The sequence below is a fragment of the Actinomadura sp. GC306 genome (genome assembly GCF_004348665.1).
GTDB lineage: Bacteria > Actinomycetota > Actinomycetes > Streptosporangiales > Streptosporangiaceae > Spirillospora.
In genome coordinates, this window is the sequence record NZ_SMKM01000122.1 from 1 (window position 1) to 18283 (window position 18283).

At 74.7% G+C, this 18283-nt stretch carries 16 protein-coding genes; 6 read left to right on the plus strand and 10 right to left on the minus strand.

Annotation, left to right across the window (positions count from 1 at the left end):
- Nucleotides 1–182 precede the first annotated feature (182 nt).
- The 3 genes from E1200_RS18195 to E1200_RS18205 all read left to right on the plus strand — a co-directional run bounded on the left by E1200_RS18195 (nt 183) and on the right by E1200_RS18205 (nt 3426).
- Nucleotides 183–1592: an aldehyde dehydrogenase family protein gene (locus tag E1200_RS18195; protein ID WP_243708659.1), complete on the plus strand. Its 1410-nt coding sequence runs from the start codon at nt 183–185 to the stop codon at nt 1590–1592.
- Nucleotides 1593–1773: 181 nt separating this feature from the next.
- Nucleotides 1774–2526 carry a hypothetical protein gene (locus tag E1200_RS18200; protein WP_243708660.1) on the plus strand — a complete coding sequence of 251 codons (753 nt, stop codon included), beginning with the start codon at nt 1774–1776 and terminating at the stop codon, nt 2524–2526.
- Between the two features lie 81 nt (nt 2527–2607).
- On the plus strand, nt 2608–3426 hold the full coding sequence (locus E1200_RS18205) for an AraC family transcriptional regulator (RefSeq protein ID WP_165950365.1): 819 nt from the start codon (nt 2608–2610) through the stop codon (nt 3424–3426).
- Nucleotides 3427–3444: 18 nt separating this feature from the next.
- On the opposite strand, the gene E1200_RS18210 is transcribed toward E1200_RS18205, so the two are convergent.
- The 3 genes from E1200_RS18210 to E1200_RS18220 all read right to left on the minus strand — a co-directional run bounded on the left by E1200_RS18210 (nt 3445) and on the right by E1200_RS18220 (nt 5881).
- Entirely contained in the window at nt 3445–3774 is a 330-nt protein-coding gene (locus E1200_RS18210) for a multidrug efflux SMR transporter (protein WP_131953233.1), read from the minus strand.
- Entirely contained in the window at nt 3774–4637 is an 864-nt protein-coding gene (locus E1200_RS18215; protein WP_131953247.1) for an LLM class flavin-dependent oxidoreductase, read from the minus strand. The genes E1200_RS18210 and E1200_RS18215 overlap by 1 nt, the downstream gene beginning before the upstream one ends.
- A 95-nt stretch (nt 4638–4732) precedes the next feature.
- Nucleotides 4733–5881 (minus strand): helix-turn-helix domain-containing protein, encoded by a 1149-nt coding sequence (locus tag E1200_RS18220; RefSeq protein ID WP_131953234.1) that lies wholly within the window; start codon nt 5879–5881, stop codon nt 4733–4735.
- A gap of 127 nt (nt 5882–6008) precedes the next feature.
- Between E1200_RS18220 and E1200_RS18225 the strand changes: the two genes are divergently transcribed.
- Both E1200_RS18225 and E1200_RS18230 read left to right on the plus strand, forming a co-directional pair.
- Nucleotides 6009–6803, plus strand: coding sequence for a class II aldolase/adducin family protein (locus E1200_RS18225; protein WP_131953235.1), 795 nt, complete (start codon nt 6009–6011; stop codon nt 6801–6803).
- Nucleotides 6804–6930: 127 nt separating this feature from the next.
- Nucleotides 6931–7986: a Gfo/Idh/MocA family oxidoreductase gene (locus tag E1200_RS18230; RefSeq protein WP_131953236.1), complete on the plus strand. Its 1056-nt coding sequence runs from the start codon at nt 6931–6933 to the stop codon at nt 7984–7986.
- A 19-nt stretch (nt 7987–8005) separates the two neighbouring features.
- Here the strand turns inward: E1200_RS18230 and E1200_RS18235 are convergent, their stop codons facing one another.
- The 7 genes from E1200_RS18235 to E1200_RS18265 all read right to left on the minus strand — a co-directional run bounded on the left by E1200_RS18235 (nt 8006) and on the right by E1200_RS18265 (nt 16947).
- Nucleotides 8006–8851: an endonuclease/exonuclease/phosphatase family protein gene (locus E1200_RS18235; protein WP_131953237.1), complete on the minus strand. Its 846-nt coding sequence runs from the start codon at nt 8849–8851 to the stop codon at nt 8006–8008.
- Between the two features lie 51 nt (nt 8852–8902).
- Complete coding sequence (locus E1200_RS18240; protein ID WP_165950366.1) at nt 8903–9934, minus strand: hypothetical protein; 1032 nt, start codon at nt 9932–9934, stop codon at nt 8903–8905.
- A gap of 226 nt (nt 9935–10160) precedes the next feature.
- Complete coding sequence (locus tag E1200_RS18245) at nt 10161–10601, minus strand: HNH endonuclease (RefSeq protein ID WP_131953238.1); 441 nt, start codon at nt 10599–10601, stop codon at nt 10161–10163.
- Between the two features lie 273 nt (nt 10602–10874).
- Nucleotides 10875–11858 (minus strand): GNAT family N-acetyltransferase, encoded by a 984-nt coding sequence (locus E1200_RS18250; protein WP_131953239.1) that lies wholly within the window; start codon nt 11856–11858, stop codon nt 10875–10877.
- A gap of 78 nt (nt 11859–11936) precedes the next feature.
- Complete coding sequence (gene meaB, locus E1200_RS18255) at nt 11937–12920, minus strand: methylmalonyl Co-A mutase-associated GTPase MeaB (protein WP_131953240.1); 984 nt, start codon at nt 12918–12920, stop codon at nt 11937–11939.
- Nucleotides 12917–15127 (minus strand): methylmalonyl-CoA mutase, encoded by a 2211-nt coding sequence (gene scpA / locus E1200_RS18260; protein WP_131953241.1) that lies wholly within the window; start codon nt 15125–15127, stop codon nt 12917–12919. Before scpA ends, meaB begins: the two co-directional genes overlap by 4 nt.
- Nucleotides 15124–16947 (minus strand): methylmalonyl-CoA mutase subunit beta, encoded by a 1824-nt coding sequence (locus E1200_RS18265; protein ID WP_131953242.1) that lies wholly within the window; start codon nt 16945–16947, stop codon nt 15124–15126. Before E1200_RS18265 ends, scpA begins: the two co-directional genes overlap by 4 nt.
- Before the next feature lie 113 nt (nt 16948–17060).
- On the opposite strand from E1200_RS18265, the gene E1200_RS18270 reads away from it, so the two are divergent.
- Nucleotides 17061–18239, plus strand: coding sequence for an acyl-CoA dehydrogenase family protein (locus E1200_RS18270; RefSeq protein ID WP_131953243.1), 1179 nt, complete (start codon nt 17061–17063; stop codon nt 18237–18239).
- Nucleotides 18240–18283: the final 44 nt, after the last annotated feature.

Genomic DNA, 18283 nt, shown 5'->3' on the forward strand with positions numbered 1-18283 from the left:
TTCGCCGCCTGAGCGGCGGAAACACCCGGCGGGCCGGGCGCCCCGCGGCGACGCGGGACGCCCGGCCCGCGCACGTCCGGATCGCGGTCTCCGGCGGTCCGGCCTCCGCCCGCTCTCGTCAGAAGGGGTCGCGAGGGTGAATACTGAATCTCATTCGGTAAGTCCGTGAGCGGAGGACAACGGTGTCAGAGACGTACTCGATGACCATCGACGGCCAGGCCGTGGACGCGCCCGCGACCTTCGGCGTGGTCAACCCGGCGACCGGAGAGGTGGCCGAGCAGGCCCCCGACGCGTCCCGGGAGCAGCTGGACGCGGCGATGACCTCGGCGCAGGCCGCCTACGCGGAGTGGCGCCGCGACGAGTCCGCGCGGCGCAAGGCGCTGCTGGCGGCGGCGGACGTCATGTTCGCCAAGTCCGAGGAGATCGGCCGCATCCTGACCCTGGAGCAGGGCAAGCCGCTGGGCGACGCGACGATGGAGGTCGTCGGCGCGGGCGTGTGGCTGAAGTACTTCGCCGACCTGGAGCTGCCCCGCGAGGTCATCCAGGACGACGACAGCGCGCTCGTCGAGGTCGTCCGCCGCCCGATGGGCGTCGTCGCGGCGATCACCCCCTGGAACTTCCCGCTGCTGCTCGCCATCTGGAAGATCGCCCCGGCGCTGCTCGCCGGGAACACGATGGTGCTCAAGCCGTCCCCCTTCACCCCGCTGTCGAGCCTCAAGCTCGGCGAGGTGCTGCGGGACGTCCTGCCGCCCGGCGTGCTGAACGTGGTCACCGGCGGCGACGAGCTCGGCGCCTGGATGACCTCCCACGACGTCCCGCGCAAGATCAGCTTCACCGGGAGCGTCGCCACCGGCAAGCGGGTCGCCGCGGCGGCCGCGCCCGACCTCAAGCGCGTGACGCTGGAGCTCGGCGGCAACGACCCGGCGATCCTGCTGGACGACGCCGACCCCGCCGCCGTCGCCGACAAGCTGTTCGGGGCCGCGTTCCAGAACAACGGCCAGGTCTGCTCGGCCATCAAGCGCGTGTACGTCCCGGAGGCGCTCTACGGCGACGTGGTGGACGCCCTCGCCGAGCGCGCGAAGGCCGCCAAGGTCGGCGACGGCATGCAGGAGGGCGTGCAGTTCGGGCCGGTCAACAACAAGCCGCAGTACGAGCGGGTCGGCGAGCTGGTCGCCGACGCGCTCGCCGGCGGCGCGCGGGCGGCGGCGGGCGGCAAGCCCATCGACGGGCCCGGCTACTTCTTCGAGCCCACGATCCTCGCGGACGTCGCGGACGGCTCCCGCATCGTGGACGAGGAGCAGTTCGGCCCCGCACTGCCGGTCATCAAGTACACCGACGTGGAGGAGGCGCTCGCCCGCGCCAACGGCACCCACTTCGGGCTGTCCGGCTCGGTGTGGAGCGCCGACGCCGACCGGGCCGCCGAGATCGCCGGGCGGCTGGAGTGCGGCACCGCCTGGGTCAACACCCACCTGGCGATCGCCCCGCACCAGCCCTTCGGCGGCTTCAAGTGGAGCGGCATCGGCGTCGAGAACGGCCCGTGGGGTCTCTACGGGTTCACCGAGATGCAGGTCGTCCACCGCTCCAAGCTCTGAGCGGACGAGCGCGGGGGCCCGGCCTGAGGCCGGGCCCCCACCGCGTCCCGGCGCGTACTTCCGGTGCGAGAGGACACGACTTCGAGTCCGGGAAGTGACCCGGCCGCCACTGGCGGCCGGGCGGCGGGATGGGACACTTTCCGGAGCGGGCCCGCGGCACCGCACCGCCGACCGTGGAGGCATGATGCAGACCTGGGACGTCATGCGCCGGGACGACACCGGCAACACGTTCCATGTGGCCGCGCACGACTCGCGGATCTCGGCGCTCGCGCAGGTCCTCGTCTTCGAGAGCGGCGTCCCGCACCGGCAGGCGTACTGGGTCGAGGGCCCGCCCGGCCCGGCCGTCCGCACCAACCGCGACCTGTACCTGGTGTTCCTGCAGCTGGGCCAGGAGGCCAGGGCGGCGTCGTGGTCGCTGTCGGCGTTCCTGCGCTCGCTGTGGAAGGCCGGCGCCCCGCTCGCCGGCCGGCCGGACCTGGAGCCCGACGACGTCGCGGCGATGTTCGCCGCGGCCGCCACCACCCCGCCCGCCGACTTCGACCCCGCCTGGAGCGGCAAGGACCTGTCGCTGCCCGGTGACGAACCCGAGGGGTACGCCGACTGGGAGCGGGTCCTGCTGTCCCAGATCGCCGACCTGGAGGACTTCCTCGCCGCTCCGCCGGGCCCGCGCGCCCGGTTCGGCGTCGACGCGCCCCGCCCGCCGGGCTCCGGCGCCCGCGCCACCCCGGCCCGCTGGTACAACTTCGACCCGGCCACCTACCTGGAGTGCGCCGTCGCGGGCAGCCTCGGCGGCTGGGACGCCGCCGACGGCGCCCGCGTGCCGCTGCCCGCCCGGCCCGGGGAACCGCCGGCCCGCTCCTACGTCCGCACGATCACCACGATGACCTGGGGCGACCTGGCGCGGATCGCCGTGTGCGGGCAGGTGTACGAGTAGCCGGTCCGGTCGTAGCCGGTCCGCTCGTAGCCGGTCCTGTCGTAGCCGGTTCTGTCCGGGCCGCGTGGTACGACTGGGGCCATGAGCGAGCGGCCGATCCAGTTCAGCGACCGGGGCGGCTGGTGGATGGCGCGGGCCCGGCCGCACCCCGCGCTGCGCCCGTTCCTGCGCTCCTACGACGGCTACTGGGAGACGTCGGCGGTGCCGTCCCAGGTGCGGACCGTGCCCACCCGCACCACGGTGACGATCATCAACCTGGGGCCGCCGATGTACCTGGAGGTCCCCGGTTCCGGCCCCGGCGGGCGGACCGGCCGCGACCACGGCTCGTTCGTCGCCGGGATGCACGACGGGCACGGCATGTACCGCAGCCCCGGCGGGCAGCGGGGCGTCCAGCTCGACCTGACCCCGCTCGGCTCCTACACGCTGTACGGCGTCCCGCTCGCCCGGTTCACCAACAACGCGGTCGATCTGGCCGAGCTGCTGGGCACCGGCGCGCGGACGCTCGTTGAGCGCCTCGCCGACACCCCCGCGTGGGGCGACCGGTTCGACCTCCTCGACGACTTCCTGCTGCGCCGCCTGGAGGTGGGGCCCGTCCCCGACCCGGAGGTCGCGCACGCGTGGCGGCTGCTGGACCGCGACCCGGCCGTCACCGTCGCCGGCCTCGCCGCCGAGGTCGGCTGGAGCCGCAAGCACCTCACGCACCGGTTCCGCGAGCAGGCCGGCCTGCCGCCGAAGGTGATGGCCCGGGTCCTGCGCTTCCAGCGCGCGGTGGGGCTGCTGGACGGCGGCGCCGGCCTCGCGGAGGCCGCGGCGGCGGCCGGCTACTACGACCAGGCGCACCTCAACCGGGAGTTCCGCGCGCTGTCGGGCTGCACCCCCACCGAGCTGGCCACCGGGTGACGGGCGGGGGACGCGCGGTCAGCCCTGCCGCACTCCCCCGCCGAGGTTCATCACGACCACGCCCACCACGATGATCACCGCGCCGGCGATCGTCAGCGGCCGGACCTGCTCCTTGAACAGCAGCACGCCGCCGGCGAACGCCCCGACGGTGCCGAGCGCGGACCAGATCGCGTAGACCGGCCCGACGTTGAGCGACAGCAGCGCCCGCGCCAGCAGGACGAAGGAGACCAGGTAGCCGATCACCACGATGACGGACGGCCAGGCCCGGGTGAACCCCTCGGAGGCGCGCATCGCCAGCGTCGCCGTGACCTCGAAGGCGATCGCGACCGCGAGCAGGACGAACGGCATCAGCGGTCCCCTCCGTACTCGGCGGCGATCGCCTCGAACACCGCCGGGTCGGCGTCGAACGGCGTGCCGGGCCGCGGCCAGTGCAGCGCGATCTCGGTGATGCCGAGCTCGGCGTAGCGGCCCGCGAGGTCGGCGAACGCGCCGGGCGAGGCCAGCCACGGCTCGTCGGCGAAGCCCGTCAGCAGGATCCGGTCCTCGATCCGGCGCCCCTCCGCCTCGCACGCCGCGTCGAGCGCCGCCAGGCGGGCGCGCACGGCGTCCTGCGGCCCGGTGCCCTCGGCCGCGCCGCTGGTGACCCACGCGTCGCCGTGCCGCGCGGCGACCCGCATCCCGCGCGGCCCGTTCGCCGCGATCACGAACGGGGCGCGGGGCCGCTGCACGCAGCCGGGCTCCTGGACGACCTCGCGCGCCGCGTAGTACTCGCCCTCGTAGGTCGTCGCGGGCCCGCGCAGCAGCAGGTCGAGCAGCTCGACCCACTCGGCGAAGCGGGACGCGCGCTCACCGGCCGTCCAGCCGGGACCGCCGAGGACGCCGGCGTCGGAGGTGCGGCGCGTGCCGCCCGCCCCGATGCCGACCGTGAGCCGCCCGCCGCTGACGTGGTCGATCGTCTTGACGGCGTGCGCGGTCGGCACGGGGTGCCGGAAGTTCGGCGAGGTGACCAGCGTGCCGATCCGCACCCGGGAGGTGACGGCGGCGGCCGCCGCGAGCGTCGTGTACGCGTCGTACCAGGGCGTCGCGCCGCGCCAGGCGATGTGGTCGTACACCCACGCGTGCCGGAACCCGAGTTCCTCGGCGCGCCGCCACAGGTTCCCCGCCTCCGGCCAGGACCGCGTCGGCCACATCACGGTGCCGATCCTCGGCATGGTCACCGGTCCCTCCCCTTCCCCTGCCGTCCCCTCACATGCGCCGGGAGGCTCCCGGCGAGGCCGCGCCACCAACCTAGATCACGGGGCCCGGGTCACGGGCGGGTGCCCGCCAGCCACCGGTGCAGCGCCCACCACCAGTTCGCGGCGCGGGAGACCGCCGCCCCGGACGACGGGTCCAGCAGCGGCCGCCCGGTCAGCTCCTGCAGGCGCCGGATCCGGTACTTCACGGTGTTGCCGTGGACGTGCAGCGCGGCGGCCGTCGGCTCGATCCGCCCGCCGTGGTCGAGGTAGGCGAGCCCGGTCTCGGCCAGCTCGACGTGGAACGGATCGTCGGGGTCGAGGCCGGCCGGCAGCTCGGCGGCGAGCAGCCGGCCCAGTTCCGGTTCCGCCTCGGTGGCGGTGAGCAGCGCGAGCTCGGTGAGCCCCCGCAGCCCGGTCATCCCCGCGGCGGCGCCCGCGCGCAGCGCCCGGCGCCCCAGCGCGTACATCGGCGCGATCCCGGCGGGCGGCGCGGGCGGCGCGGCCACCAGCAGCGGGCCGGCGGGCCGGCCGGCCATCGTCCCCGGGGCGGGCAGCCGCGCGACCAGGGCGGCGAGCCGGCCGTCGACGAGCCCGCACAGCGCCGGCCCCCCGGCGCACAGCAGCGGCTCCAGCCGGGCCGCCACCGCCGGGTCGCTGACGTCGGAGACGACGCAGTGGTAGCCGCCGGACGGGTCGAGCGGCGCGAGCACCGGGACCGGCTCGCCGTGCAGCAGCTGCCGGAGCATCTGCACGCGGCCCTCCCGCTCGGTGCGGGCCATCTCCAGCTCGGCGACCCGGTGGGCGTGCACCATCCGGTGGACGAGCGCGGTGGTGATCTCGTCGATGCGGGTCACGCCGTCGAGCAGGACGGCGTCGGGGACGCCCAGCCGGCGGCCCTCGGCGATGAGCGTCCGGACGAGGTGGGCGCGCCCGGCCTGGAAGCCGTCCAGGAACGCCGCGACCGGGACGCCCTGCCTGGCCCGGTCCGAGCCGAGCCGCTCGGCCGCGGCCAGCACGTCCTCCCCCGGGCCGCCGCCGCGCAGCGCGGCGGCCACCCCGCGCACCAGGGCGCGCGTGTGCCGGCGGGTCTCCTCCACCGGCAGGGCGGCGACCGGCTCGGACCTGCTCCGGGCGGCGCCGGCGGTCTCCTCCAGGACCGCCGGGTCGTCGGCGTGCTCGATCAGCAACCGCAGGAACCGGTCGCTCTCGCTGGCGTCCATCGCCCCATTCTGCGCCGTCGTTGTCCCGGATGGACAATCGCGCACGCGGGGCTTGGACGGCACCGGTCTAGCCGGAGCGCCGGGCCGTGGTGTTCGGTGGTCCCAAAAGACTTCAAGGAGTGCGCCGATGTCGGATGAAGACGAGTTCCTGGAGAAGCTGCCGACCGACCTGATCTTCCGGCTGCCGCCCGCGTTCGACGACGTGGCCGACGAGCGCCGGCACCGCAAGGAGCGCCTCACCGCCGCGCTGCGCATCTTCGGCAAGTTCGGCTTCGAGGAGGGCGTCGCCGGGCACATCACGGCCCGCGACCCCGAGCGCACCGACCACTTCTGGGTCAACCCGTTCGGCATGTCGTTCAAGCACATCAAGGTCAGCGACCTCATCCTGGTGAACCACCAGGGCCAGGTCGTCGAGGGCCGCTACCCCGTCAACGAGGCCGCGTTCGCGATCCACTCGCAGGTGCACCAGGCCCGGCCGGACGTCGTGGCCGCCGCGCACAGCCACTCCACCTACGGGCGGGCCATGTCGGCGCTCGGCCGGAAGCTGGAGCCGATCACGCAGGACGTGTGCGCGTTCTACCAGGACCACGGGCTGTTCGACGACTACACCGGCGTCGTCACCGACCTGGAGGAGGGCAAGCGCATCGCCGCCGCCCTCGGCGACACCAAGGCCGTCATCCTGCGCAACCACGGCCTGCTCACGGTCGGCGACACCGTGGACGCCGCCGCCTGGTGGTTCATAACGATGGAGCGCTCGTGCCAGGTGCAGCTCCTCGCCAAGGCCGCCGGGCCGGTCGTCCCCATCGAGCACGAGAACGCCGTCCTGACGCACGGGCAGATCGGCAACGACCTCGTCGGCTGGATCAACTACCAGCCGCTCTACGACCAGATCACCCGCGAGCAGCCCGACCTGTTCGACTGAGGGCCCGCCAGGGGCACCGGCCGATCCCCCGCACGGCCGGTGCCCCTCGGCGTCACCGGCCGGCGTCACCGGGCCGGTGCGCACCCCGGGCGCCGGGCCCCGGCAGGGCATCGGCCATGATCGGGGGATGGACCTGCGTGTTGCGCTGATCGGATACGGCACCGGCGGCTCGGTCTTCCACGCCCCGCTGATCGCGGCGGTCCCGGGCCTGCGGCTCGCCGCGGTGGTGACGGGGGACCCGCGGCGCGCGAAGGCCGTCCGGGAGCGGTACCCGGGCGCGGAGGTGGTCGACAGCGCCGACCGGCTCTGGAGCGCGCCGGAGGACTACGACCTGGTCGTGGTCGCCGCGCCGAACCGGCAGCATGTGCCGCTGGCCAGGGCCGCGCTGACCTCGGGCGTCCCCGTCGTGGTGGACAAGCCGGTCGCGGCCTCCGCGGCGGACGCCCGCTCCCTGGCGGCGCTGAGCGCCGTCCGGGGGCGGCCGGTGTTCCCGTTCCACAACCGGCGCTGGGACGGCGACTACCGGACCGCGCGGCGGCTGGTGGAGTCGGGCGCGCTCGGCGACGTCCTGCGGTTCGAGTCGCGGTTCGAGCGCTGGCGGCCCGAGGTGAGACCGGGCTGGAAGGAGAGCACCGACCCGCTCGACGCGGGCGGCATCCTGTTCGACCTCGGCTCCCACCTCATCGACCAGGCGATCACGCTGTTCGGCCGGCCGGACGCCGTCTACGCCGAGGCCGACGCGCGCCGGCCCGGCGCGGCGGCGGCCGACGACGTGTTCGTGGCACTGGCGCACCCCGGCGGGCAGCGCTCCCACCTGTGGATGAGCGCCACGGCCGCGCACCTCGGCCCGCGGTTGCGGGTCCTCGGCGGCCGCGCGTCCTACACGGTCTACGGCATGGACGGGCAGGAGGAGCAGCTCCGCGGCGGCCGCACCCCCAGGGACCCCGGCTACGGCATCGCGGCGCCGGAGTCGTACGGGCTGCTCGGCACGCCCGGCGACCAGGCCCCCGAACCCACCGCCCCCGGCGCGTACCACGACTTCTACGCGGGCGTGGTCCGGACCCTCCGCGAGGGCGCGCCGCCGCCGGTGGCGCTCACCGACGCGATCACCGGCCTGGAGGTCATCGAGGCCGCCGTCCGCTCCGCCCGCGAGCGCACCGTCGTCCCGCTCGCGGACCAGTAGCGCGGGTCAGTAGCGCCGGTCAGTAGCGCAGGTCGGCCAGCACGCCGTAGTGGTCGGACGGGACGACGCCGTCCACCGGCCGCTCGCCGAGCAGCCCGCAGCGGACGGGATGGCCGGCGCCCCCGGCCCGCGGCCAGGCCGAGAAGACGTAGTCGATGCGGCGGTCGGGCCACAGCACGGGCCGCGTCCAGTGGTTGGCCCTGCTCCAGGTGTACCCGGGGGTCCCGTCGCCGGCGGTCTCCCAGGCGTCGTAGAAGACCACGCCGGGCGCGGTGACGGCGGCGCGGCCGGTCAGCATGCGGATCTCGTCGGAGTCGGGCGCCGCGTTGAAGTCGCCGCCCACCACGACCGGCGCCTCGTCGCCCGCGACCTGGCGGACGAACGCGCCGAGGGTGCGGACCTGCTCCTGGCGCTGCGCGCTGTGCCCGAGCCGCCAGCCGAGCGCGGCGCCGAAGACGTGCAGCGGGCCGCGCGGCCCGTCCACCCGCGCGTGGACGGCGAGGCCGGGGTCGGTGGCGGTGGCGGGGTGCTCCTCGTGGGCGAGCCACTGCCGCCCCACCTGCCCGAGGGGCCAGCGGGACAGCAGGGCGATCCCGGACCTGTCCCGGCCCCCGGCGGACGGGAAGTCGCGGAACACGCTGTGCGGCAGGCCGAGCGCCCCCGCGAGCCGGCCCGCCTGCGACTCCTCGTCGTCCTCCCACGCCTCGACCAGGACGACGACGTCGGGCGCGGCGTCCCGGAGCGTCGCGGTGATCGCCCGCTCGCGGTCGCGCCAGGGGCCGTAGCGGTGCCAGACGTTCCAGGCGGCGACCCGGACCGTCGTCTCGATCAGCGGCCCGTACGGCCGCTCGGTGTCATAGGCCATGCCGCGAGCGTCGCAGCGCGGGCCGCGGACCGCCAGGCGGCGGGCCGGGGATCAGAGGACCGAGACGTGGATATGGTCGAAGTGGTTCTGCGTGATGCTGCCGCGGTCCTCCATCTGGCGCCAGCCGCCGCTGCTGCGGAAGTCGTAGATGCGCTGCTTCCAGATGATGTACTTGAGGCCGAGCCGCGACGCGTTGTTGATCAGATACTGGGAGACGTTGTCGCCGTGGGCCTGGGCGGAGGCGCTCGGCATCGCGCCGCCGGTGCTCTCCATGAAGTCGCAGGCGGTGCCGGAGCCGTGGTCCTGCGGGTCGCCGGGGCGCGCGCAGCCGATCGAGGGGAACGGGCCGAACCTGTTGTCGACCTCCACCAGGACGGTCCGCATCCGCGCGGTCATGGAGTTGCCCACGATCGGCGACTTGGTGCCGGTCGCCCCGTCGGGACGGCCCGCACCGCCGCCGCCCGAGGGCGCCTGCGTCCGCGCGACCTGGGGCTCGTACTTGGCGAGCAGCTTCTTCACGCGGGTGCGCTGGCTGGTGAGGTCCTTGATCTCCTTCTCGACCGCGTCGAGCTTCTTGCGGGCGGTCTCGTCGGACTTCTCCGCCTGGGCGGTGAGGGTCTTCAGGTTCTCCAGCCGGCGGCCGTTGTTCTGGCTGATGTGCTCGATGACGGCGGCGTCGCGGACGGCGGCGCCCGGCTCGGCCGAGGAGATGATCGGGACCACGTCCAGGCGGCCGGTCATGTAGGAGGTGGAGGCGAGGCGGGCGATGTCGGCGCGGGCGGCGTCGTACTCGCGCTCGGCGCGGGCGGCGTCGGCCCCGGCGCGCTCGGCGGCCTTCTTCGCCTCCTCCAGGGTGACGAGCTCGCCGCGGTACTCCTTGGACAGCTTCTCCGACTGCGCCTTGAGCTTGGCGTACTTCTTCTTGATGTCCTCGGGCGCCTGCGGGACGGCCGCCGCGCTCCCGGACGCCGGGGGCAGCGCCACCGCGACGCCCGCCGCGAGGGCGAGCGCCGCCAGGCGCCGCGCGGTGCCGCGACCGCCCGCCGCGCGGGCCGTCCTGCCGAGGGGGTCGAGGGCCGCCACAGATCTCTCCTAGATAACAAAGCTCAAGATTGGCGGCACATTACCACAGCAGCCCCATTAGCCCCGGAAGCACCAAAGAACCACATCATGTGACGCCGGCTACCGGTGAACGATACGGGCGGCGGCCGGGCCGCGGTTCAACGGCCCGGCCCCTCCCCCGCGGAGCGCCGCGGTCCCCCGGCCGCGGCGCCCCCTCTCACGTTGCGGCACCGCACGATGCGGCCCGTCACGGTGCGACGAGCTCCTCCCAGCGCGGGACCCGCGGCCGGGACCGCAGCCGGAGGCCCGCCTCGGCGGCCGTCCGGTCCCCCTTGCGGTTGTTGCACCTGCCGCAGGCGAGGACGGTGTTCTCCCAGGTGTCGCCGCCGCCGCGGGACCTCGGGTGGACGTGGTCGATCGTGTCGCCCCGCCGGCCGCAGTAGCAGCACCGGCCGCGGTCGCGCAGGTACACGCCCCGCTTGCTCCACGGCGGGCGCCTCCCGTGCCGCCAGCGCATCGCGACGTACCGGACGAGCCGCAGGACCCGCGGCACCGGGAAACTGCCGAAGGTCCGGCCCTCGACCGCCTCCTCGACGACCGCCACCTCGCGCACCAGCATGCGGATGGCGTGCCGCAGGTCCACCCGTTGTAAGGGTTCGTACGACGCGTTCAGGACGAGCACGTTCACCGGGTCACCTCCCACCCTTCCCGCCGCTCCCCGCCGGGTTCGAAGCTGGGCGATCCGCATTGACGGCGCGGTGTTCCGCCGCCGAACTCCGGGGGAATACTTCGGCAATTCTCCAGGATTCCGGCCATTCCCGGAAGCCTCCTTAAGGGTGCCGATACGGCAGGAGGGAGGCAACGTGTTTTCGGGCGTCCTGCGGGAACCCGTAAGGCCCGGCGTTTTCCGGAGCGCCCGCGGGCGGGGCGGCCGGGTGCCGCCGAGAAAGGGCGGGCGCGGTCAGCGGGAGCCGGGCAGGGACGCGACCGCGGCCTGGTATTCCATCGACTCGCGTTCCACGCGGAAGCCGAGTTCCTCGTTCACGGCGAGCATGTGGGAGTTGTCCCCGGCGTTGTCGGTCTCGATCTCCCGGACGCCGGGCCGCGTCGCGGCGAGCCATTCCAGCATGGCGGCCTTCACCCAGATGCCGATGCGCCTGCCGCGGTGCTCGGGCACGACGGCGGTGTCGTACTGGGCGGCGCGGCCGGTGCAGCCGTCCGGGACGACGACCTCGGTGAACCCCGCGATGGCGCCGCCGGACAGCGCCGCGACGGTGTAGAGGTCGTCGCCGCGCTTGGCGACGGTCTCGGCCATCTCCCGGACGCGGTCCGCGTCCCACGGCGCGCCCTCGTACTCGGCGAAGTCGGCCATCGCGTGCTTGGCGCGGGCGAACGCGGCGGCGTGCTCGTCCGGGACCGCGCCCCGCCAGCGGACGAGGCGGTACCCGGCGGGGGCCCCGGCCAGGAGGCGCGCCACGTGCTCCGGGGGGACGTCGTCCAGCCGCAGCAGCAGCCCGCGCAGCGTCAGCACGCACTCGAACCCGTGCGACTCCAGGAACGGGACCGCCGGGGTGCCCGCGAGGACCTGCGCGATCACGCTGGTGCGCCCGTCGGCGCGCAGCCCGCCGGCCGCGGCGGCGAGCAGCCGCCCGCCGAGCCCGCGGCGCCGGTCGCCGGGGCGCACCTGGATGTCGATCTCGCCGGGCCGGCCGGCGCCGGGCTCGCCGGGCAGCCGCAGCGCCGCGACCGCGGCGAGCCGCGCGCCGTCGGCCACCGCCCACAGCCGGTGCCGCGCCCCCGGCCCGGGGCCGAGGAGCCGCCGCGCCGGGCGCTCGGGGTCGGGCTCGGGCTCGGCGGCCGGGTCGGCGGCGTGCACGGCGGCGAGCACCTCGTGCCACTGCCGGATCTGCGCGTCCGTCGGATCATCGAGCGCGATGACGTCCATCCGACTGTTGTACCTGATCGCCGCCCGGCGCCGCCGGGTCCCCCGGCAACCGGTGGTCCCGGTCCGCGGGAACGGCGCTCAGCGGCCGCGCGAGAACGCCTCCAGGATGCGCTCGGCGGCCAGGGCCGGCGTGAGGGAGCCGCCGGCGACCTGCCGCTCCAGGCCGGGCGCCAGCTCCCGGACGCCGGGGTGGGCGTGCAGTTCGGCGAGGAGCCGCTCGCGCACCATCGCCCACGTCCAGCCCACCTGCTGCCGCCTGCGCCGGGCCTCCAGCTCGCCCGAGCCGCGCAGCGCCTCCTGGTGCGCGACGATCTCGTCCCAGACCTCCTGGAGCCCGGTCCCCTCCCTGGCGCTGCAGGTCAGCACGGGGATGTCGCGGGCCCGCTCGTCGCTGCGCAGCAGCCGCAGCGCCCCGGACAGCTCGCGCGCGGCGCGCTTGGCCTCCATCTTGTGCTCGCCGTCGGCCTTGTTGACGGCGATGACGTCGGCTAGCTCCAGCACGCCCTTCTTGATGCCCTGGAGCTGGTCGCCGGTGCGGGCGAGGGTGAGGAACAGGAACGAGTCGACCATCTCGGCGACGGTGGTCTCCGACTGGCCGACGCCGACCGTCTCGACCAGGACGACGTCGTAGCCCGCGGCCTCCATGACGACCATCGCCTCGCGGGTCGCCTTGGCGACCCCGCCGAGCGTCCCCGCCGTGGGCGAGGGCCGGATGAACGCGTCCGGGTCGGCGGCGAGCCGCTGCATGCGGGTCTTGTCGCCGAGGATGCTGCCGCCGGTCCGGGTCGAGGACGGGTCGACGGCGAGCACCGCGACCCGCCGTCCCGCCTCCGTCAGCCGGGTGCCGAGCGCGTCGATGAACGTGGACTTGCCGACGCCCGGCACCCCGGTGATCCCGACGCGGCGGGCGCCGCCGGCGTGCGGGGTCAGCTCGACCAGCAGCCGCTGCGCGAGCTCCCGGTGGTCGGGACGGGTCGACTCGACCAGCGTGATCGCCCGCGCGATCCACGCCCGCGACCCGTCCAGCACCCCCGCCGCGTACTCGTCGAGGCCCGGCCTCACCGCGCGGGGTGCCCGAGCGCGGCGGTGAGCTCCGTCAGGAGGCCGGTCGCCGCCTCGGCCAGCACCGTGCCGGGCGGGAAGATCGCCGCGGCGCCGGCGGCGCGCAGTTCGTCGAAGTCGCCGGGCGGGATGACCCCGCCGACCACGATCATGATGTCGGAGCGGCCGAGCGCGGCGAGCTCCTCGCGCAGCGCGGGCACCAGCGTGAGGTGGCCGGCGGCGAGGGAGTTGACGCCGACGATGTGCACGTCCGCCTCGACGGCCTGCCGGGCGACCTCGGCCGGCGTCTGGAACAGCGGGCCCACGTCGACGTCGAAGCCGAGGTCGGCGAACCCGGTCGCGATGACCTTCTGGCCGCGGTCGTGGCCGTCCTGTCCCATCTTGGCGACGAGGATGCGGGGGCGGCGCCCCTCGGCCTCCTCGAACGCGGCGGTCGCCGCGCGGGCCTTCTCGATCGACGACACCCGTCCCGCCTCCTCCCGGTACACCCCGGAGATCGTACGGATCTGCGCGGCGTGCCGCCCGTACGCCTTCTCCAGCGCGTCGGAGATCTCGCCGACGGTCGCCTTGGCGCGGGCGGCCTCGATCGCGAGGGCGAGCAGGTTCTGCTCCAGGCCCGGCGCGCGGGTCCCCTCCTCCGCGGCGCCGGCGGCGCGGGTCAGCGCCTCCAGCGCGGCCCCGGCCGCGGCCTCGTCGCGCTCCTCGCGCAGCCGGCGCAGCTTGTCGATCTGCTGCGCGCGGACGGACGCGTTGTCGACCTTGAGGACCTCGATCTCCAGCTCGGTGTCGGGGCGGTACTTGTTGACGCCGATGACGGGCTGGCGCCCGGAGTCGATGCGGGCCTGGGTGCGGGCGGCGGCCTCCTCGATGCGCATCTTGGGCAGCCCCTCGTCGATGGCCTTGGCCATCCCGCCGGCCTGCTCGACCTCGGTGATGTGGCCCCAGGCGCGGCGCGCGAGGTCGTAGGTGAGGCGCTCGACGTAGGCGCTGCCGCCCCACGGGTCGATGGTGCGGGTCGTCCCGGACTCCTGCTGCAGGACGATCTGCGTGTTGCGGGCGATGCGGGCGGAGAAGTCGGTGGGGAGGGCGAGGGCCTCGTCCAGCGCATTGGTGTGCAGCGACTGGGTGTGCCCCTGCGTGGCGGCCATGGCCTCGATGCAGGTGCGGGCGACGTTGTTGTAGACGTCCTGCGCGGTGAGCGACCAGCCGGACGTCTGGCAGTGCGTCCGCAGCGACAGCGACTTGGGGTTCTGCGGGCCGAACTCCTTCACGAGCTTCGCCCACAGCAGCCGCGCGGCGCGGAGCTTGGCGACCTCCATGAAGAAGTTCATGCCGATCGCCCAGAAGAACGACAGGCGCGGCGCGAACGCGTCGATGTCCAGGCCGGCGTCGCGCCCGGCGCGGATGTACTCGACGCCGTCGGCGAGGGTGTAGGCCAGCTCCAGGTCGGCCGTGGCCCCGGCCTCCTGGATGTGGTAGCCGGAGATGGAGATGGAGTTGTACTTCGGCATCCGCTGCGAGGTGTACGCGAAGATGTCGGAGATGATCCGCATCGACGGCTGCGGCGGGTAGATGTAGGTGTTGCGGACCATGAACTCCTTGAGGATGTCGTTCTGGATGGTCCCCGCGAGCGCCTCCGGCTCCACCCCCTGCTCCTGCGCGGTCGCGATGTAGAGCGCGAGGACGGGCAGCACGGCGCCGTTCATGGTCATCGACACGCTCATCTCGTCCAGCGGGATGCCGTCGAAGAGCTGCCGCATGTCGTAGATCGAGTCGATCGCCACCCCGGCCATGCCGACGTCGCCGGAGACGCGCGGGTGGTCGGAGTCGTATCCGCGGTGCGTGGCCAGGTCGAACGCGACCGACAGGCCCTTCTGCCCCGCCGCGAGGTTGCGGCGGTAGAACGCGTTGGACTCCTCGGCGGTGGAGAACCCGGCGTACTGGCGGATGGTCCACGGCTGGGTCGCGTACATCGCCGGGTAGGGGCCGCGCAGGTACGGCGCGATCCCGGGGTAGGTGTCCAGGAAGTCGAGCCCGGCGAGGTCGTCCCCGGTGTAGAGGGGCTTGACGCCGATGCCCTCGGGGGTCTCCCAGGTCTGGGCGCCGGGGCCGGTGCCCGCCTCGGCCACCGCGGCGCGCCAGCGCTTGGCCGCCCCGTCGGCGGGGGGCGCCGTCCCGAGCTCGATCTCGGTGAAGTCGGGGATCATTCGCTCACTCCCAGATCGCGGAGGGTGGTCTCCAGCACCTCGACCGCGTCGCATCCCGCGTACACGCCGGCGTCGACTCCCTCGTAGGTTCCCTTACCCGCCAGCCAGACCTTCACCGCGCCCGCGTCCCGCAGGACCCGCGCGGCGTCCGCCGCCTGCTCGCCGTACACCTTGTCGCTGGAGCAGATGCAGGCGACGGCCGTCCCGGACGTCCCGAACTCCTCGGGCGCGCCGGTGACCGTCTCGATCCCGCCCGCCTGGAAGAGGTTCGCGGCGAACGAGGCGCGCGCGGTGTGGACGGCGATGGGCCCGAGCGTCGCGAGGAAGACCCTGGGCCGCGCGCCGGTCGCCTCGGCGTGGGCGTCGGAGCGGTCGCGGAGGGCCTCGAAGTCCTGCGCGTAGGTCACGACGGGGAGCCCGCCGCGCGGCTCCGGCGGCGCGGGCTCCCGCTCCGGGAGGGTCTCGGCGAGGTTCGGGTACTCGCTGACGCCGGTGAGCGGCGCCTTGCGCTTCGCGATGTCCGCGCGGCGCCGCTCCCAGGTCGCGGCGATCCGCCCGGCGACGAGGCCCGAGCCGAGGGCGGCGGCGAGGCCGCCGGCCTTCTCGATCTCGGTGAACCAGGTCCAGGCGGCCTGCGCGAGGCCCTCGGTGAGGCTCTCGGCGTACCAGGAGCCGCCCGCCGGGTCGACGACGCGGGCGAGGCTCGACTCCTCCAGCAGCAGCGTCTGGGTGTTGCGGGCGATGCGCCGGGCGAAGTCGTCGGGCAGCCCGAGCCGGGCGTCGAACGGCTGGACGGTGACCGCGTCGGCGCCGCCGGCGCCGGCGGCGAACGCCGCGATCGTGGTGCGCAGCATGTTCACCCACGGGTCGCGCCGCGTCATCATCGCCGCCGACGTGACCGCGTGGACGCGGGCCGAGGTCCCCTCCGAGGCCCCGCTGACCTCGGCGACCCGCGCCCACAGGCGCCGGACCGCGCGGAGCTTGGCGATGGAGGAGAACTGGTCGGCGTTGACGGCGAGGCGGAACTCGATCTGCCCGAACGCCTCGTCGACGCTGAGGCCCGCGCCGGTCAGCGCGCGCAGGTAGGCGACGCCGGCGGCGACGGCCGCGCCCAGTTCCTCGGCGTCGCTGCCGCCCGCGTCGTGGTACGGGGTGCCGTCGGCGACGACGGCGCGCAGCCGCGGGAACTCGCGGGCGCAGCGGGCGGCCAGCGCGGCGGCCTCGTCGAGCGGGACCGGCGCGCCGGTGCACGCGGCCAGGCTCAGCGGGTCGGCGCCGAGGTTGCCCGCCACCTCCGCCGCGTTCCCCCGCTCGGCGGCCAGGGACAGGAACGCCTCGGCGGCCTCGCCGGTGTGCTCTCCGGCGTCCAGGACGACCGGCGCGAGGTCGAGCAGGACGTCCCGCAGCGCCTCGGCGAGCCCGCCGACCGGCATGCCGCCCCCGCCCAGCCGCAGCCAGACGGACGTGGCGCCGTTCTCCAGGTCGGCCAGGACCGCCGCGCGGGTGACCGCCGGGTCGGGGTGCGCGTGGCGCTGCCGCACGTCCCATCCGGCGATGCCCTCGCCGTCCGGCCGGACCTCGCGGACGTACGGGGCAAGGCCGGGGCGCCCGGCCGGGGCGTCGTCGCGGGTGTACAGGGCGGCGATCGGCACCCCGTCGTAGGACTCCCGGGCCAGGAGGCCCTCGATCTCGTCGAGGGGGGTGTCCTCGGTCGCCGCGCCCGACTTGCGCAGCACACCCTTCACCATCTCCCGCCACCGGTCCCGTTCGGCCGGGGGGAAGGCGGCGGCCAGTTCCAGTTCCTCAGGCGGCACCGTCATGCCCTGGATCGTAGGCGAGCGACCGAACGCCGCTCTAATGCGGGTCCCGGTGAAGGGGCCGCCGCCGGCCGGCGCCGCCGGTTAGCGGCGCGGTGTCCGGGAAGGGGGGTGCCATGACCTTGGATCCCCTCCCCGGTGACCTCTACCGCATGCAGGACCTCCTCGACGACCGCGAGAAGGAGATCGTCGGGCGGGTGCGCGCCTTCCTGGAGTCGAAGGTCGCGCCGATCGCGAACGACTGCTGGGCGCGGGCGGAGTTCCCCTTCGACCTGATCCCCCACTTCGGGGAGCTCGGCATCGCCGGGCTCGCCCACGACGAGTGCCCCGGCGAGAAGCCGAGCAGCATGCTCACCGGATTCCTGGCGATGGACATGGCCCGCGTGGACCCGTCGATCTCCACGTTCTTCGGCGTCCACACCGGCCTGGCCATGGGCAGCATCGGCCGGTGCGGGTCGCCCGAGCAGCGCGAGCGGTGGCTGCCCGCGATGGGGCGGATGGAGAAGATCGGCGCGTTCGCGCTCACCGAGCCGGAGGGCGGGTCGGACGTGGCGCTCGGGCTCCGCACGACCGCGCGCCGCGAGGGCGACGAGTGGGTGCTGAACGGCGCCAAGCGCTGGATCGGCAACGCGACGTTCGCCGACCACACCGTCGTCTGGGCGCGCGACGAGGCCGACGACCAGGTGAAGGGCTTCGTCGTCGGCAAGGACACGCCCGGGTTCACCGCCACCCGGATCGAGCACAAGATCGCGCTGCGGACGGTGCAGAACGCCGACATCGTGCTGGCGGACTGCCGGGTCCCCGAGGCCGACCGGCTGGCGGGCGCGAACACCTTCAAGGACACCGCCGCGATCCTGCGCCGCACCCGCAGCGGGGTCGCCTGGCAGGCCGTCGGGGTCATGCTCGCCGCCTACGAGATCGCCCGCGACTACGCGGTGGAGCGCGAGCAGTTCGGCCGGCCGATCGCCAAGTTCCAGCTCGTGCAGGACCTGCTGGTCCGGATGCTCGGGAACGTCACCTCCTCGCTCGGGATGGTGGCGCGCCTCGCCCAGCTCCAGGACGAGGGCCTCTACCGCGACGAGCACTCGGCCCTCGCCAAGGCCCACTGCACCACCCGCATGCGCGAGGTCGTCGGATGGGCCCGCGAGCTGATGGCCGGCAACGGGATCGTCCTCGACTACGGCATCGGCCGGTTCGTCGCCGACGCCGAGGCGCTCTACTCCTACGAGGGCACCCGGGAGATCAACACGCTGATCGTCGGCCGCGCGGCCACCGGGATGGGCGCCTTCGTCTGACGCTCCCGCCCTCCGCGGCCCCCGGCCCGAGGGGCCTACGGCCC

Excerpts from the sequence above, each read along its gene's own strand:
- E1200_RS18200 (WP_243708660.1), top strand. The coding sequence starts at position 1,774 with ATGATGCAGACCTGGGACGTCATGCGCCGGGACGACACCGGCAACACG.
- E1200_RS18205 (WP_165950365.1), top strand. The coding sequence starts at position 2,608 with ATGAGCGAGCGGCCGATCCAGTTCAGCGACCGGGGCGGCTGGTGGATG.
- E1200_RS18210 (WP_131953233.1), bottom strand. The coding sequence starts at position 3,774 with ATGCCGTTCGTCCTGCTCGCGGTCGCGATCGCCTTCGAGGTCACGGCG.
- E1200_RS18215 (WP_131953247.1), bottom strand. The coding sequence starts at position 4,637 with ATGCCGAGGATCGGCACCGTGATGTGGCCGACGCGGTCCTGGCCGGAG.
- E1200_RS18220 (WP_131953234.1), bottom strand. The coding sequence starts at position 5,881 with ATGGACGCCAGCGAGAGCGACCGGTTCCTGCGGTTGCTGATCGAGCAC.
- E1200_RS18225 (WP_131953235.1), top strand. The coding sequence starts at position 6,009 with ATGTCGGATGAAGACGAGTTCCTGGAGAAGCTGCCGACCGACCTGATC.
- E1200_RS18230 (WP_131953236.1), top strand. The coding sequence starts at position 6,931 with ATGGACCTGCGTGTTGCGCTGATCGGATACGGCACCGGCGGCTCGGTC.
- E1200_RS18235 (WP_131953237.1), bottom strand. The coding sequence starts at position 8,851 with ATGGCCTATGACACCGAGCGGCCGTACGGGCCGCTGATCGAGACGACG.
- E1200_RS18250 (WP_131953239.1), bottom strand. The coding sequence starts at position 11,858 with ATGGACGTCATCGCGCTCGATGATCCGACGGACGCGCAGATCCGGCAG.
- scpA (WP_131953241.1), bottom strand. The coding sequence starts at position 15,127 with ATGATCCCCGACTTCACCGAGATCGAGCTCGGGACGGCGCCCCCCGCC.
- E1200_RS18265 (WP_131953242.1), bottom strand. The coding sequence starts at position 16,947 with ATGACGGTGCCGCCTGAGGAACTGGAACTGGCCGCCGCCTTCCCCCCG.
- E1200_RS18270 (WP_131953243.1), top strand. The coding sequence starts at position 17,061 with ATGACCTTGGATCCCCTCCCCGGTGACCTCTACCGCATGCAGGACCTC.